Origin of the sequence: Chryseobacterium carnipullorum, assembly GCF_003815695.1 — a bacterium.
In the GTDB taxonomy this organism is placed as follows: domain Bacteria; phylum Bacteroidota; class Bacteroidia; order Flavobacteriales; family Weeksellaceae; genus Chryseobacterium; species Chryseobacterium carnipullorum.
In genome coordinates this window covers 421315-435135 of record NZ_CP033920.1, presented here as the reverse complement: position 1 = coordinate 435135, position 13821 = coordinate 421315, and the positions used below count along the sequence as shown (strand labels likewise).

The following is a 13821-nucleotide window of genomic DNA, read 5'->3' as shown; positions in this document are numbered from 1 at the left end:
AATCCCTCACCTTCCACTGCCAAACAGGTACGACCAAGCACCCTAGACACAGCTTCCAGCAAGGGAATATCCCCCGCATTTGTGCAAATGTACAAAATTAGCGGGGAAATTAACTCCCTCGGGCTCCGTGTCTTAAAAATTGGTCGTTTTGTTTGACGGAACTCATTTGTTAATTATAAAACATTATAACTAACTGAAGCAAAAATATAAATAATAATCGTAATAACAAAATATTATAGTACGATTTTAATAATGATTGATAATTTGAAATCAGAAAACCAAAGAATCAGAGATTTAATTAGGAAATATCGTGAGCATTATAAATGTTCACGCAAGGAAATTGCACTTTTAACAAAGTTACAAGAAGCACTATATACTTCTATTGAAAGTGGGACAGGTAATATTGACTTTGATAGAACCGCCATCATTGCCAAAATTTATGGACTTTCATTATTGGATTTTATTAATCCCAAACAAAAAATCCCACAAATTGAACTCTTGCCATCAGCAACGAAAAAGGTCGTATTGAAGAATAAGAACAAGCAAATCCCTATTTCAAATATTAATCTGAACCTTCCAGAAAAAATTAGATTAATATTAGATTCAAAACAACTTCCTAAACAGTTTACAACAAAGGATATCAAAAGTTTACTTCCTCAAAATCTACAAGAGGTAATTGCTACGTCTAGAATAGCAGATACTATTACCCGAAAAGGTTTTGAAGATTTGGTTGAGGTTGGAAAAATTGGTAGAAGCAAGTTGTATGAATTTAGAGGAAAACTTTAAAACCAAGAATCTTTACTAACACAGATGCTATTGCGTTTATGGGGTGGGGAATTTTTCAGGATCGTCTCTTTGATCGCTTAGGATCTATGCCCAAACATGAGGAGGCTGGAATTCGCTTTGATTCTACAGACCCACTATTTGCAATTGAGATGCTTAACCAAATGATTTCTACCTAAGTTTGGATATTCCCTCGCTCTTAAGCAGCTTTCTTATTGGTACTGTTTAATATTCATTGTAATTTATTGAGTGATTTCAAACTTTTGGCAATAAATTAAACTTACTGCCGAAAGTTTGAAATACTTATTAATCTTTATTTCATATATTGTTTTTTTTTGAAATTATAAATATCAGTATGTATGTATTTAGTTAATAATAATTTGTAACTTACATTAATCTAAATAAAAATCAAACTTACGGCAGTAAAATGATATTTTTGCCGTAAGTTTGTAAAATATTTTTATTGCAATGGTAAAAAAGGATAAGGATAAAAAGGATAAAAGAGCATTACAGGAATATTTTGGGAATCAATCAGAACTTTCCTTAGATGATCTGCGTGCTTATTTTAAAATAAATGACCCTAAGATTCCAGATACTACCATTAGGTGGAGAGTATATGATCTTGTTAGATCCTCAATACTGCATAGAGTAGGAAGAGGATTGTTTCAACTCGGAGATGCCATGCTATATCGGCCGGAACTATCTTCCAGGTCAAAAAAAATCGGCACATTTATCCGGAAAAACTTTCCTGATGTTTCTTTTTGTTCTTGGAACTCAGACTTGTTGAACGAGTTTGCCCAGCATCTAAGCGCGTATCCATTCGTGCTGGTAGATGTTGAACGTGATGTTGCAGAGTCCGTGTATTATCAACTCAAAAATAATTTTAGTGGTGTATTTTTACGTCCTTCGGAAATGCTGATAAACGATCTTCTTCCTGATTTCCGTTCACCCATTATAGTCCGATATCTTACAACTGAAAGCCCCTTAAATGAACAAAACGGGTTACCCATTATTAGCATTGAGAAAATGCTGGTCGATATATTCTGTGATCCGGAGTTTACATTCTTAGCAGGGAGTGAGCTCAGAAGCATATTTATGAATGCATTTAAAAAATACATTGTAAATGAAAACAGGCTTTTACGATATGCTGACCGAAAGGGCAGAAAACAAGAGCTGATTAAATATATATACGACTCTCGCTTCCTTAAACAATAACCATTATAAATTCTAAACTATTATGATATCAAAAGACAGCCTTACTACTGAATGGCTGAACAGTGTCTCTGTTAAGAATAACAAAGCAGACAAAATTCTTATAGAAAAAGTGATCCGTGCACTACTTCTCCTTGAAGGGCTCGTGAAGGCGGAAGTTCAGTTTGTTTTTAAAGGAGGAACAGCGCTCATGTTATTGATGCAGAGTACCAAACGACTTTCCATCGATATTGATGTAATTATTAGTAATCCTAAGCAAGATCTCGAAGAAAAGTTCCAAGGGTTTTTATCTGAACAAGGCTTTACACGCTTTGAGGTGCAGCAGAGGCAAACATCCGGTGACATTGAAAAGGCACATTTCAAGTTTTTTTATATACCCGTTCATAAGTCTAATATGACCGAAGACTATGTATTGCTGGATATTCTTTTTGAAGAACCACACTATGCGAAAATTCTAAATTTTCCGATAGATTCAAGTTTTGTCATACAATCTGGTGACCCTATAAAAGTAAATATCCCATGCCATGAAGACATCTTAGGAGATAAACTTACAGCCTTCGCGCCAAATACCACGGGAATACCATACGAGAAAAGTGGCGATTCCAGAACGATGGAGATCATGAAACAGCTTTTCGATATTGGAAGCCTTTTGGAACCTGTTGTTGATATCAGTATTATTAGTCGGACTTTCGATATTTTTGCGAAAACAGAGATTGGTTATAGAAAATGTGAAACTGATGCAAATGGAGTTCTTGACGATATTTACGATACGGCACTTCATATCTGCTCCCGTGGAGAAAAAGGCAAAGGAGATTTTAAAGCACTTTCAGCAGGTATCAACCAGGTGAAAAGATTCATATTTTCCGAAAGTTATCATTTAGATAGAGCTATTATCGATGCTGCAAAAGCTGCCTATCTAGCAACTGTGCTGAAATATAAAGTAAAGGAACTTGAAAAATATAAAGGTATAGAAAGTATCAAGGAGATGGTAATCGATCAAGGGTTTGATTCCAAGCTCAATAAACTTAAAAAGGGGAATCCTGAAGCCTTCTTCTATTGGTACCAGATCTCGCTTATAAGAAAATCCCAATAATCAAACTGGCGCCAGCAAAGCTGTAGTCTTGCAGTAATTAGTGTAGCACATAGAAAATCAATAGCTGAAAAAATAAAGGAATCTAGTAAAAATGTTGAAATTAAAGTGGATTGGCAGATTCTTAATTTTTCAGAATAATTAAGTGAACTTATCGAATGGTAATTGCAAATTTATATACTCGATCTAAACTTTACATCTATTTTATTTAAGTGCGAGATAACCCGTTGATCTAAGGAGATTGTAGAAATCCAGTAAGGCTTACAACTTTATTTTTCGTACAATCGTAAACAACTTCAACATAGAAATTGAATAGTTTGTATAAAGCAAATTTTACATCGTCCTTTTGGGATGTGTCAATAAAATCGCCGTGGGTTAGTGCCAATTCGTATTATTTATCTTTTGCCAGTTGTGAGAATTCGTAAAAGGAAAGCTGCTTCATTTCGCAAATTTAATTATTCGTAATAATTTATAGGTAATTTTCTTCCATTTTACGGGAAATCGTAATTTTAAAAGGGAGGTGTTTGTAATTCAAACGCAGGTTAGTAGTTCGGCTTTTTTTACATTATATCTATCTAATACCACAATGACAAATTTTGTTCTTAAATATTTACAAATGTTTTCTAAATAAGATAATTGTTTATATTTGAGTGTTACCTCCAAGTGTAACAGATGACACAAAAACCGATATCGAAAAGAAAATATAATCGGAACAGCAATATTGGCAATAATAACAACGGCATTTAATATGGGACTTTTTGACAAATTATTGGGCAAAACAAATAAGAAACAATCGGGAATGATTCCTGCCACCAAAAAAGAACACGAAGAGGAATGGGATTTTTATTTCAGCAACGTAAATGATAACTTAGGTTCGCTCTTTGTTGACCTTGGAGTTCGTGAGGTTGCACCAATAAAAGATAAACCAAATATTGTTTGGGTCTCTATCAGAATGAACAACCCAAGAGAGGACGGACTGTCCTCACAAGAAGAAAGCGGAATTTTGGCTGATATCGAAGACGCTTTGGTCGCAAGAATTATCTCTGAACACAACGCCGTCTATGTAGGACGACTTACATCAGCGGGCGACAGAGATTTGTATTTCTATTTTGGAGACACTATTCTGTATGACAAAACAATTTCAGAGGTGATGGTTGCTTACCCAAAATACGAATTTGACTATGGTTCAAAGGAAGACAAAGAATGGGATGACTATTTTGACTTTTTATATCCTACGCCACAACAATTTCAAAGTATTCAGAATAGACATGTAATTGAACAACTTGAAAAAAATGGAGATAGTTTAAATAAGGCAAGAGAAGTTGACCATTGGATATATTTTCAAACAGAAACTGATAGAGAAACATTTCTGCAAAAAATATCAAATGATGGATTTAGTATAGTGGACAAAGACTATGATAAAGAATTGGATGAAACACCATTTAAGTTACATATAAAAAGAATAGATTATGTTGACCAAAATAGCGTGGACGTGTATGTAATTTATTTGTGGAAACTTGCTAACGAATTAAACGCAGATTATGACGGTTGGGAAACTTCAATTGAAAAGGACTAGCAAATTGATACTTTGTGCTGAAAAATATCCGCTTGAAAGCAAAATATTAGTGACAACTTTAAAGCGAAATTCTATATGAGTAAAGAAGAGAACCATTCTGAATGGCTCGGCAACATGGGAAGAGAAGCCAACAGACAGCAGAGTGAAGAAATTGCGGAAAGAATAAAGCAGATGAATGCTGAAAAACAGAGAAAAAAACAGGAAGAACTGAAAAAAGCGCAAGAAGAAAAAAGGCGGATTGAGGAGAAAAAAAAGAAAGAAGAAGAAAGACGCAGGCTTTTTTACCTTAAAACATAAATGAAGATATATCTATGAAAAATTTATTACCACTTACAATACTTATTTGGTTGCTCAGTTCCGGAACTGCCAAAGCTCAGAGCAATCAATTTTATAATGATTCTTACCAGACCATTGATAATATGTTGGAAGGCAAACAGAAATACAGCTTTAAAAATGCTGTTTTCAGTGTAGAAGAAGCCTATTATCAAGGGAAATTGGATACTGTAGCTCTCAATAAAGAGATCGAGTTTTTAAAGAGATTTGCACAGAGTATTTTAAAAAATCGGGATCTGGAATATAAAGAAGCTGATAAGGAAAAGGTTAGCAAATATTCTGCGGTCTATTCTATCATGTGCCGATCTCTTCCGATAGCTTATAAAGATACTGTTATTCAGTATAAGCCTTTTGCTTATGATTTTACCGATGTTTTCGGGCACAACGACCTCCCTAACCTGTTTGTTTCTAAATTGTTGATTACAAAAAAAGGAAATTGTAACTCTATGCCCTATTTGTATAAAATATTGTCAGAGGAATTAGGTGTAGAAGCCAATTTAGCATTAGCACCCAACCATGTATATATCAAACATCAGATAAAATCTATTGGTTGGTTTAATACCGAGTTAACAAGCGGTATATTTCCGGAAGATGGATGGCTGATGGCTTCTGGATATATTCATTTGGATGCCATTAAAAACGGTGTTTTTATGAAAGCACTTAACAATAAAGAAAGTTTAGCACTATGCCTTTTTGACTTAGCTCAGGCATACAATAGAAGTTTTCCGGGCAATAATGGAGAGTTTGTATTAAAAGCTCTAAACAGGGCTGTAGAAGTATATCCTAATTTTGCTAAAGGTCTTATTTTAAGGGCAGAAACTCATAAAAAGCAGTTTGAAAAGCAGATGCATTACCAAAATCTTGACCCTAATAATTCTGCTAATATAAAAATTGCCCAACAAGATCCAAAAACAAAGGAACTCATGGAACTCATGAAAAAAGAATACGGGCACATTTATGATCTTGGGTACAGACAAATGCCGGAAGATATGTACTTAGACTGGCTCGTATCATTGAGAACGGAGAGAAATAAATATGAGAATAAAAAATTAATAAATAACTTCGACAAATAATCACAACCATGAAAAAATTATTTTACTTTATTATTATCCTGCTTACAGGATTTTCCAATGCTCAGGTACAAAATAAGGCTATTCAAAAGCCCGAAAAGCCATATGTAAATCCTGTAAAGCTAACTAAAAAAGAACGTGCTAAACCTTATATGGATGAAGTGCTTAAATCCAGAGATTCGCTATCTCCACAGGAAGCAGAGAGAAGAAGAAAAAATATTGAACTGGCAAATCCTTTTAAAAAATACGGTTTTTACCCTAAAATAGCCACTTTAAGCAAGGGAAAATATTTAGAGGTTCACGATATTGACAGCGTTATTAGTATAGGTTCTGTCCGTTTTAACAGAAAAACGAGAGATATTGTTGAATTTAGGGAAATTGATTTGAGCGATCCAGATGCACAGCCGTATCTTGATACCGCAGGGCGTTGGTTCTCTCCTGATCCTTTGAGTGAAGAGTTTTCGGAATGGTCGCCTTATAATTTTTCTTTCAACAATCCTGTTCGTTTTGTTGATCCGGATGGGAGAGCTCCTGAAGAAGTGAACGGCTGTTGTTGGTGGCTGAGATTAATGCCATTATTTGAGGAATCGTCAATTAAACCAAATATTGTTGAGCCTCTTACAAAAGTCGGAGAGGTAGGAACGAAAGCGACTGAAAATTCAGTACGACAGGAACGCTTTAATTTTGGTAGATATGTCGAGAAAAAAGAACTGGCTAAAATGGGAAGAGAAAAAAATACAGAAACTTATGAATTTACTGATCCTAAGACTGGAAAGACTGGACGAACAATTCCTGATGCTATGACAGAAGAAGGTGGAACAATTGAGATAAAGCATGTTGTTAAACAGTCATTAACTAAACAACTCAGGGGTCAACAGCAAATTTCGAAAGGCAATGGTCAAGAAGCAATATTACATTTAAATAAGTCGGCAGAAATTACTAAGCCTCTTGAAAACTCAGGAATCAAGATACAAAGATATGCTCCACCTGCAAAACCTAAAATTGATAATCTCAAAGTTACTCCTGCTCCTGCACCAAAGTTTGCACCAGTGCCAAAACCAAGAGATCCTTGTGCTGGCATTCCTGGTTGTGCATAAGTCAAAAATATATTATATTTAATTATGACTAATATTGAAATATTGCTTGAAGCAGTTAAAGAGCAAGCAGAGAAATTTTTACTTGAAAATGGGGTATTTGCTCCATATGGAACTTATATCAGAGCGAACGGAAAATTAACTTACGTGGGTGCCTATTCCGAATCAACTGACTCAAAAGAACTATATAACATTTTATTAACTGGAGCTTTTGACGAATTGAAAGATGAGGATGTACGGGTTTATGCTCTTGCTATGGATGGAAAATATCAAGAAAAGGATGTATTAGTTATTGAATTCATACTGTCATCAGACGATATATATCAGCAAATTTATCCCTATACAATAGAAGATAAAAAAGTAATATTTGGAGAAAATTTATTCAAAAAATAATGACAAATAATTCATATTTAACTTTTAAAAATGATGAATTGGCGAAATCCAAAATTTTAGCCAAAGAACTAAATATTTCTGAAACTGATTTTATTAATATTCAATTTTGGTTTGATTTATTACTATTGAAACATGAAGAAGCAACGAGTAATCATGATGAACAATTAAAAGTAGAAAAAGAGTTAGAGACCAAATTCAATGAAATAATTTCATCAGAAATTGAAAGGAAAAGCTATCTATACATCCTCCCTAAGTTATTGCATTATAATAATGTATTCAATGATGCTTTTTTAAGATCGCTATATGTATCAAGGTTAGGAGCTTTACTTAGAGATAATTTGATACCGAAACTTGTTAATGACAAGACAATTGTCTATTCACCAGAAGATTTCTTTCATGTTACTGTTTATCTTAAAGACAACTATTTTGTTTCTCCTAACAGCAATTTTTTAGAAGATATACTGAAAATAGAAAATGTTCGTGGTATTTTTAAACAGGCTACTATCAAAGTTAAGTTTGAAACTTTGAAAAATATATTACACATTATATATCAGAAAACCTATCATCATGATATTATCTGTTTTAAAAAGATTTTAAAATTAGTATCAGAAACCGATTCCGAATTAATTGGCTATTTAAAGAACTTTCAAGTAGAAAATAAACAAGGTTGCTATAAGATTATTAAAGATATTTTGAATTTGGATTTGTTTAAAGATAATTGGAATGACTTTGAGATAAAAGTTCAGTTAATTAGTTTTTTCGATACAGCCAGAGGTGCTAATCCTACTTCCAGTTGGAATAATAAATTTCAAGAACTATCCGCAATTATTGATAAGAAAATGTTTTTAGAAATTGTACATGCCGTTTTGAAAAATGAAAACTGTAGAATTTATGAATTTGATTATGGGGCGCAATGGGGTGACGATACAGCAAAACGATTTTTAAAATCTGCACAGTGGATAAAAGATATTTTGTAATGAATAATAGTGCAAAAATCGAAGAAGATAATATTTATCAATACAATTTATATAAGGCAAAATGTACTTTATGGTATTTTAACGACCTTATTAAAACTGGGGTTTCAGGATATAATTCTGTTAAATTTAAAAATAGTGAAGATGTTTATGTATGGTTAGAAAATGTTAAAATTGAAGGGAATTATTATTTAGGCAACTTGGCTGAAAACGGCATTTCACAAAAGATTATGATTGATAATGTCATAGACTGGATGATTATTGAAGACGGAAGATTGATTGGCGGTTATACTATAAGGCATTATAGAGATACTCTTGATGATGAAGCAAAACTAAACTTTGATATAGATTTTGGAGTTAAAATAGATGATGGAAATGATTTTTTCAAGCCTGATTCATCAACTCCAGAGGGCGTAATTATTAAAATTGAAAATTATTATTCAAATAAAGATTTAAAAGGTGTAATTTCTTGTAGAGATTTTGAAATGGAAGCGAAAAATTTACTGGAGGAAAGAGACGCAATTATTACCGCAGAGACAAAAAATAAAATAGCAGAAGCATTAAAATCATCTTTGGTTGAAACTTTTCAATCAAACGAATTTCCAAATTTCGAAAATATAGAAAGATGTTTTACTCTTTTAGAAGAAAAACAGAATCAGCGATTAATTGAAGAAAAAGTTATCTATCAAAATGGAAATTTTACATTCAACAAATTATGGGTATGTCAGTCTAAAGAAGGAGATTGGAAAATTTTAAATCTGGTTGAAGATTATCAAGTGTAATAATTTTATGAAAACATTAATTTTAATAACAATTTCATTATTATTTATAAACTGTTCAAATACTGAAATGTTCATTTCGTTATATAATTTAATTAATTTTGTATATAAATGTAAGGTTATAATAGTAAATATTATATAAATTCTCAGAGCCAATATGTAAATTTGCTAATAATAAAATTTATAATCGCAAAATGAAAAAAATTATACTTTTAATATTTCTTTTATCCGTTGTATTTAATAATGCACAAAGTTTAGAATACAATGCTCATATGTCAGTTAAATATAACACAGAGAAAGGGAAATGGGAAAATAATGACTCAGAAGGTAATTTCAAAACTGCTGTTAATATTGATGAATTCAACAGGCTAATAAGTGTAAATTATATTGGAATTAAAGACCAAGCTACATTGGAGTTATCTGTTATTGAAAAAGCACCTATTGAGGATGGCTCAACAATGTATGTTTGCAAAGGAATTAAAAGTGATGCATTAGATAAAGTACTAATTACTTTCAATAAGCTAAAGACAGAAATGTCAATAATGTATAAGTGTAAAGAAGACGGCAATTGTGGAACAGCAACTTATCATACCAACAAATAAAATTCGATGGAAAAAATATTTTTCATAAGTTGGGGTCAGTCTATTAAAATTTAAAAATCAATAGATTTTATCCTTAACGTACAAAATTTTACTTTTCGTCGACTGACCCCATAATAAAATATTTAGGACTTCCTGCCGGAAATCGTTTTTTGATAGACGACAAAGGTTTTGAAGATGTCTGGTTTGATGAAAATTTATTAACAAATGATACTCAACAATCATAGTCAAAATAAAATTGAAATATGAATACTTATGGAATCATACTGGGAACAAAAATTTATTTCTCTTTTACATAAGACACCAAAAACGAAAGAAGAGGTTCAAGAAATGGAGAATGCAAGAATAGAGTTTGAAAAGGAACTTAATAATGAAACTTTTGAATTACTAAATGAGATTAAAAAAAATGGATTAATCCTTACTAATATATGGGATTTGGTAAATACAAAAGATTCTTATGTAGAAGCAATTGAGCCTTTGACAAAACATCTTTTACTACCATATCATCATAGAAATAAGGAAGGAATTATAAGAGCATTAGGAGTTAAGCAATCAGGAGTAACAACGCTCAGAGCATTATTAGTTGAATATCCTAATTGTAGCAATAAATATATTTCTGACGCAATAATTTTTTCAATTTTTAATATAATTAAACCTAACAATGCAAAAAAGCTTTTTGAGCAAACCAAAGAAAGTGATAGTCTATTGAGGGATATTTTACAAATTTTTATTGATAATAAGAAAACAAATGTCAATCAGTTCTATCGACTATTTATAGAAAATTTTGAACAAAGGCTCGTTTTTCAAACTTTAAAATAATTTATATAATGAAGAAGTTATTATTTTTAACAGCAATAATTCTATGCATAGGAATTTGCCTTAGTCTTACATTTTGCTCAACAAAATCTAAATTAAATGATTTTAAATTAGTTTCTTACGATGTTGAAAATAATGGAATTTTAATATCATCATATTCAGCATTTGATGAAAAAGGAATTCTTAAAGTTTTTTTAAAAAGATATAATGATTCTGCATATTATAAGTATCAATTAACAAAAAATGAAATTGAGAGTATAAATAAACTGTCCTCTAAAAAACTAAAAGATTTTATCATTAAAAAGAAATTTGAACCAGGTTCTGGATATTCTGGAAGTTCAAATTATTTGTCTTTTAAAATAGATAATAAAAATGAAAATTTATGCTTTATACTTCCTTTTATGGATAATGAGTTCAATGAAAGTATTAGTTTATTAGAAAGCAAAATTTTTAGTCAAAATGACTCATGCAAAATATCCGGATTTAATATTGATTTTGAAAAGGTAAGGAGGGAAATAACAAAACAAGAACAAATTGATAATTATCTTCCAAAAAAACAATCTTTACCTCCACCTATTAAGAAAACTAATTAAAATAATTTCTATTTAAGTACTGCAAATAAGAATAATAACAAAAATGATTGTTAGCTGAAATTACATGAAAACACTTTTTTTAACAACAATTTCGATAATATTTTTAAGTTGTTCAAATACTGAAAACAATAACTCTATGGGACTATTCGGAAAACTCTTCGGAAAATCACAATCAAACGAAAAAAAATCAAGTAAAAACAATTTTAGCGACATTGAAAAAACTGCTGAAATGTTAGATGAAAATATTTTTTGGAAGATAATTGATAATTCATTAAAAAATACCAATAATCAGCAAAATCAAGAAGCTTTTCTAATTAAGGAAATTGAAAAATTATCCCCAAAAGAAATTATTGGTTTTCGTTTAAGAACGGACAAACTACTATATGATACTTATAATTCAAAAATGTGGTGTGCAGGATATATTATGAATGGCGGTTGTTCTGATGATGGATTTGAATATTTTAGAAATTGGGTTATTTCGAGAGGAAAAGATGTCTATTATAAAGCAAAAGAAAATCCAGACACTCTTATAAGTGAAAAGGAAAATGGCGAAGATGAAATGTTTGACTTTGAAAGTTTTTGGTATGTTGCACTAGAGGCATTTAATAAAAAGACAGGGAAAGATTTATATGATTTTATCGACTATGAAAAATTTAAAACAAATGAAGGAAATTATCCTCAATTTGAGTTTGACTGGAAAGAAGAAAATCCTGAAAGTATGAAAAAACTTTGTCCACAATTATTTGTCCACTTTTGGAATTAGAAAAACTTCTGCTAAAAAGGGATCAGTTATATCATCTTTTCATTGATAATTTTGTTGAGGTTTGTTGTTCGATATTTAAAATAAATTCATTTAATAAAGAAAATATTATATTTCAAAGCATTAATAAAGGAAAAGATGTTTTAAGCCCAAAAATGGTTCGATGAAGGTTTATTAGTTATGATATTCAACAGGGTAAAATACTTAAAACACAAAGTAGGATGGAGTAGAATGCTGAGTGAATTAACAGAAAATTTTAACAGTAATTTGTCTCAAAAATAGCTGCAAATTCATAATTTGATGGATGGCAGGTAGCTAGTAATTAACCATTTTTAAAACGAATAGAAATAATAATTCGTATTTTCGCATATATCAAGAATACTATGGAACAACGTTTTGCAGATATAATTTATTTAATTAAAGAATCTCGTAGCAATGCAATAAAAGCGGTTAATACCGAGCTGATTAACCTTTATTGGAATGTTGGAGCATACATCAAACAAAAATTGTCCATTTCCGAATGGGGTGATAAAACTATAGATGAACTTGCTGGTTTTATTCAGAAAAATAATCCGGAACTGAAGGGGTTTAATCGCAGGGGACTTTATAGAATGATGCAGTTTTATGAAACTTATGCTTCACATTCAATTGTGTCCCCAGTGAGGGCACAATTACAAAATACTGACAATCAAAGTAATAATATTACGTCCCCAACGAGGACACAACTTGAAACAAAGGATATTAGAAACACTATTTTAGTTCAGTTGAGTTGGACGCATCACCGTACAATTTTCTCACGTTGTAAAACGGAGGAAGAACGGGAGTTTTATTTACGAATGAGCATCCGGGAAAATTACAGTGTAAGAGAGCTTGATCGTCAAATTTCCGCAGGTCTTTTTGAACGGACAATGATCGGAAGTACCACATTGTCTCCACAGATAAAAGAAATCCACGCTGATATTGCCAACACATTTAAGGACAATTATATTTTTGAATTCCTGAATTTGCCGGAATCGCACAGTGAAAATGATCTTCAAAAAGGATTAATTCAGCAGATGAAAAATTTCATTCTTGAATTAGGAAGGGATTTTATCTATATTGATGAAGAATATAAGGTGCAGGTTGGCAACAGTGATTTTTATATTGACCTATTATTTTATCATCGCGGTTTGCAATGTTTGGTTGCATTTGAATTGAAGGCGGATAAATTTAAACCTGAGCATTTAGGGCAACTCAATTTCTACTTGGAAGCATTAGATCGTGATGTGAAAAAGGAAAACGAAAAACCAAGTATTGGTATTCTATTATGTAAAGACAAAGAGAATGAAGTGGTAGAATACGCATTAAGTCGAAGTCTGTCCCCTACATTGGTTACTGAATATAAGTTACAATTACCAGATAAGAAATTGCTGCAAAATAAATTACACGAATTATTCGAAAACAGTAGGAAAATCGAATAAAATGAATCCAGTCATATTTTAAGAGTTATTGTAAATTTGCTGCACATCAATTGGGTGACTAAAGAGTAGCTCGTCTATTCTGCCTAAGAAGTGTACAAAATGTTATAAGTCTTTTATCCATAAAACTTTCCCCTTCTTTCTTTATTTGTTTTCTCCAAATCATAAATCCGGTGGATAATAAAGTCTACATTTTCAAGGATAAGTTGATTTGTCTTACATAAAAATTACTACGAAATCCAGGTTGTAATCATAGTGAAGGTGTTATCAAATAACTTCAATAGTTTACCCT

The 13821-nt window shown here is 31.5% G+C and carries 16 protein-coding genes; all 16 read left to right on the top strand.

Annotated elements, in window-relative coordinates; translation table 11 throughout:
• Positions 1-252: 252 nt before the first annotated feature.
• The 16 genes from EG346_RS02095 to EG346_RS02020 all read left to right on the top strand — a co-directional run bounded on the left by EG346_RS02095 (position 253) and on the right by EG346_RS02020 (position 13532).
• Positions 253-786: a helix-turn-helix domain-containing protein gene (locus EG346_RS02095; RefSeq protein WP_123876844.1), complete on the top strand. Its 534-nt coding sequence runs from the start codon at positions 253-255 to the stop codon at positions 784-786.
• Positions 787-1251: 465 nt separating this feature from the next.
• Positions 1252-1998, top strand: a complete 747-nt coding sequence (locus EG346_RS02090; protein ID WP_123876843.1) for a DUF6577 family protein — start codon at positions 1252-1254, stop codon at positions 1996-1998.
• Positions 1999-2020: 22 nt separating this feature from the next.
• Entirely contained in the window at positions 2021-3088 is a 1068-nt protein-coding gene (locus EG346_RS02085) for a nucleotidyl transferase AbiEii/AbiGii toxin family protein (protein WP_123876842.1), read from the top strand.
• Between the two features lie 745 nt (positions 3089-3833).
• On the top strand, positions 3834-4661 hold the full coding sequence (locus EG346_RS02080; RefSeq protein ID WP_164466374.1) for a DUF695 domain-containing protein: 828 nt from the start codon (positions 3834-3836) through the stop codon (positions 4659-4661).
• A gap of 75 nt (positions 4662-4736) precedes the next feature.
• Positions 4737-4958 carry a hypothetical protein gene (locus tag EG346_RS02075; RefSeq protein ID WP_123876840.1) on the top strand — a complete coding sequence of 74 codons (222 nt, stop codon included), beginning with the start codon at positions 4737-4739 and terminating at the stop codon, positions 4956-4958.
• Positions 4959-4972: 14 nt separating this feature from the next.
• Positions 4973-6067 (top strand): hypothetical protein, encoded by a 1095-nt coding sequence (locus EG346_RS02070; protein WP_123876839.1) that lies wholly within the window; start codon positions 4973-4975, stop codon positions 6065-6067.
• An 8-nt stretch (positions 6068-6075) separates the two neighbouring features.
• Positions 6076-7161 carry a putative toxin gene (locus EG346_RS02065; protein ID WP_123876838.1) on the top strand — a complete coding sequence of 362 codons (1086 nt, stop codon included), beginning with the start codon at positions 6076-6078 and terminating at the stop codon, positions 7159-7161.
• A 24-nt stretch (positions 7162-7185) separates the two neighbouring features.
• Positions 7186-7551 carry a hypothetical protein gene (locus EG346_RS02060; RefSeq protein ID WP_123876837.1) on the top strand — a complete coding sequence of 122 codons (366 nt, stop codon included), beginning with the start codon at positions 7186-7188 and terminating at the stop codon, positions 7549-7551.
• Complete coding sequence (locus EG346_RS02055; RefSeq protein WP_123876836.1) at positions 7551-8528, top strand: hypothetical protein; 978 nt, start codon at positions 7551-7553, stop codon at positions 8526-8528. Before EG346_RS02060 ends, EG346_RS02055 begins: the two co-directional genes overlap by 1 nt.
• Positions 8528-9307 (top strand): DUF2314 domain-containing protein, encoded by a 780-nt coding sequence (locus tag EG346_RS02050; protein WP_123898009.1) that lies wholly within the window; start codon positions 8528-8530, stop codon positions 9305-9307. The genes EG346_RS02055 and EG346_RS02050 overlap by 1 nt, the downstream gene beginning before the upstream one ends.
• Positions 9308-9498: 191 nt before the next feature.
• The gene (locus tag EG346_RS02045) at positions 9499-9906 is read left to right on the top strand and encodes a hypothetical protein (protein WP_123876834.1); all 408 of its coding nucleotides are present in this window, start codon (positions 9499-9501) and stop codon (positions 9904-9906) included.
• Between the two features lie 110 nt (positions 9907-10016).
• A complete protein-coding gene (locus EG346_RS25535; RefSeq protein ID WP_456236598.1) occupies positions 10017-10130 on the top strand; it encodes an immunity protein Imm33 domain-containing protein in 114 nt (37 codons plus the stop codon).
• Between the two features lie 28 nt (positions 10131-10158).
• On the top strand, positions 10159-10722 hold the full coding sequence (locus tag EG346_RS02035) for a hypothetical protein (RefSeq protein ID WP_123876833.1): 564 nt from the start codon (positions 10159-10161) through the stop codon (positions 10720-10722).
• An 8-nt stretch (positions 10723-10730) separates the two neighbouring features.
• Entirely contained in the window at positions 10731-11312 is a 582-nt protein-coding gene (locus EG346_RS02030) for a hypothetical protein (RefSeq protein WP_123876832.1), read from the top strand.
• A 64-nt stretch (positions 11313-11376) separates the two neighbouring features.
• Positions 11377-12075, top strand: coding sequence for a DUF4240 domain-containing protein (locus EG346_RS02025; protein ID WP_228426539.1), 699 nt, complete (start codon positions 11377-11379; stop codon positions 12073-12075).
• A gap of 380 nt (positions 12076-12455) precedes the next feature.
• Positions 12456-13532 (top strand): PDDEXK nuclease domain-containing protein, encoded by a 1077-nt coding sequence (locus EG346_RS02020; protein WP_123876831.1) that lies wholly within the window; start codon positions 12456-12458, stop codon positions 13530-13532.
• Positions 13533-13821 lie beyond the last annotated feature (289 nt).

Excerpts from the sequence above, each read along its gene's own strand:
- EG346_RS02095 (WP_123876844.1), top strand. The coding sequence starts at position 253 with ATGATTGATAATTTGAAATCAGAAAACCAAAGAATCAGAGATTTAATT.
- EG346_RS02090 (WP_123876843.1), top strand. The coding sequence starts at position 1,252 with ATGGTAAAAAAGGATAAGGATAAAAAGGATAAAAGAGCATTACAGGAA.
- EG346_RS02085 (WP_123876842.1), top strand. The coding sequence starts at position 2,021 with ATGATATCAAAAGACAGCCTTACTACTGAATGGCTGAACAGTGTCTCT.
- EG346_RS02080 (WP_164466374.1), top strand. The coding sequence starts at position 3,834 with ATGGGACTTTTTGACAAATTATTGGGCAAAACAAATAAGAAACAATCG.
- EG346_RS02075 (WP_123876840.1), top strand. The coding sequence starts at position 4,737 with ATGAGTAAAGAAGAGAACCATTCTGAATGGCTCGGCAACATGGGAAGA.
- EG346_RS02070 (WP_123876839.1), top strand. The coding sequence starts at position 4,973 with ATGAAAAATTTATTACCACTTACAATACTTATTTGGTTGCTCAGTTCC.
- EG346_RS02065 (WP_123876838.1), top strand. The coding sequence starts at position 6,076 with ATGAAAAAATTATTTTACTTTATTATTATCCTGCTTACAGGATTTTCC.
- EG346_RS02060 (WP_123876837.1), top strand. The coding sequence starts at position 7,186 with ATGACTAATATTGAAATATTGCTTGAAGCAGTTAAAGAGCAAGCAGAG.
- EG346_RS02055 (WP_123876836.1), top strand. The coding sequence starts at position 7,551 with ATGACAAATAATTCATATTTAACTTTTAAAAATGATGAATTGGCGAAA.
- EG346_RS02050 (WP_123898009.1), top strand. The coding sequence starts at position 8,528 with ATGAATAATAGTGCAAAAATCGAAGAAGATAATATTTATCAATACAAT.
- EG346_RS02045 (WP_123876834.1), top strand. The coding sequence starts at position 9,499 with ATGAAAAAAATTATACTTTTAATATTTCTTTTATCCGTTGTATTTAAT.
- EG346_RS02035 (WP_123876833.1), top strand. The coding sequence starts at position 10,159 with ATGGAATCATACTGGGAACAAAAATTTATTTCTCTTTTACATAAGACA.
- EG346_RS02030 (WP_123876832.1), top strand. The coding sequence starts at position 10,731 with ATGAAGAAGTTATTATTTTTAACAGCAATAATTCTATGCATAGGAATT.
- EG346_RS02025 (WP_228426539.1), top strand. The coding sequence starts at position 11,377 with ATGAAAACACTTTTTTTAACAACAATTTCGATAATATTTTTAAGTTGT.
- EG346_RS02020 (WP_123876831.1), top strand. The coding sequence starts at position 12,456 with ATGGAACAACGTTTTGCAGATATAATTTATTTAATTAAAGAATCTCGT.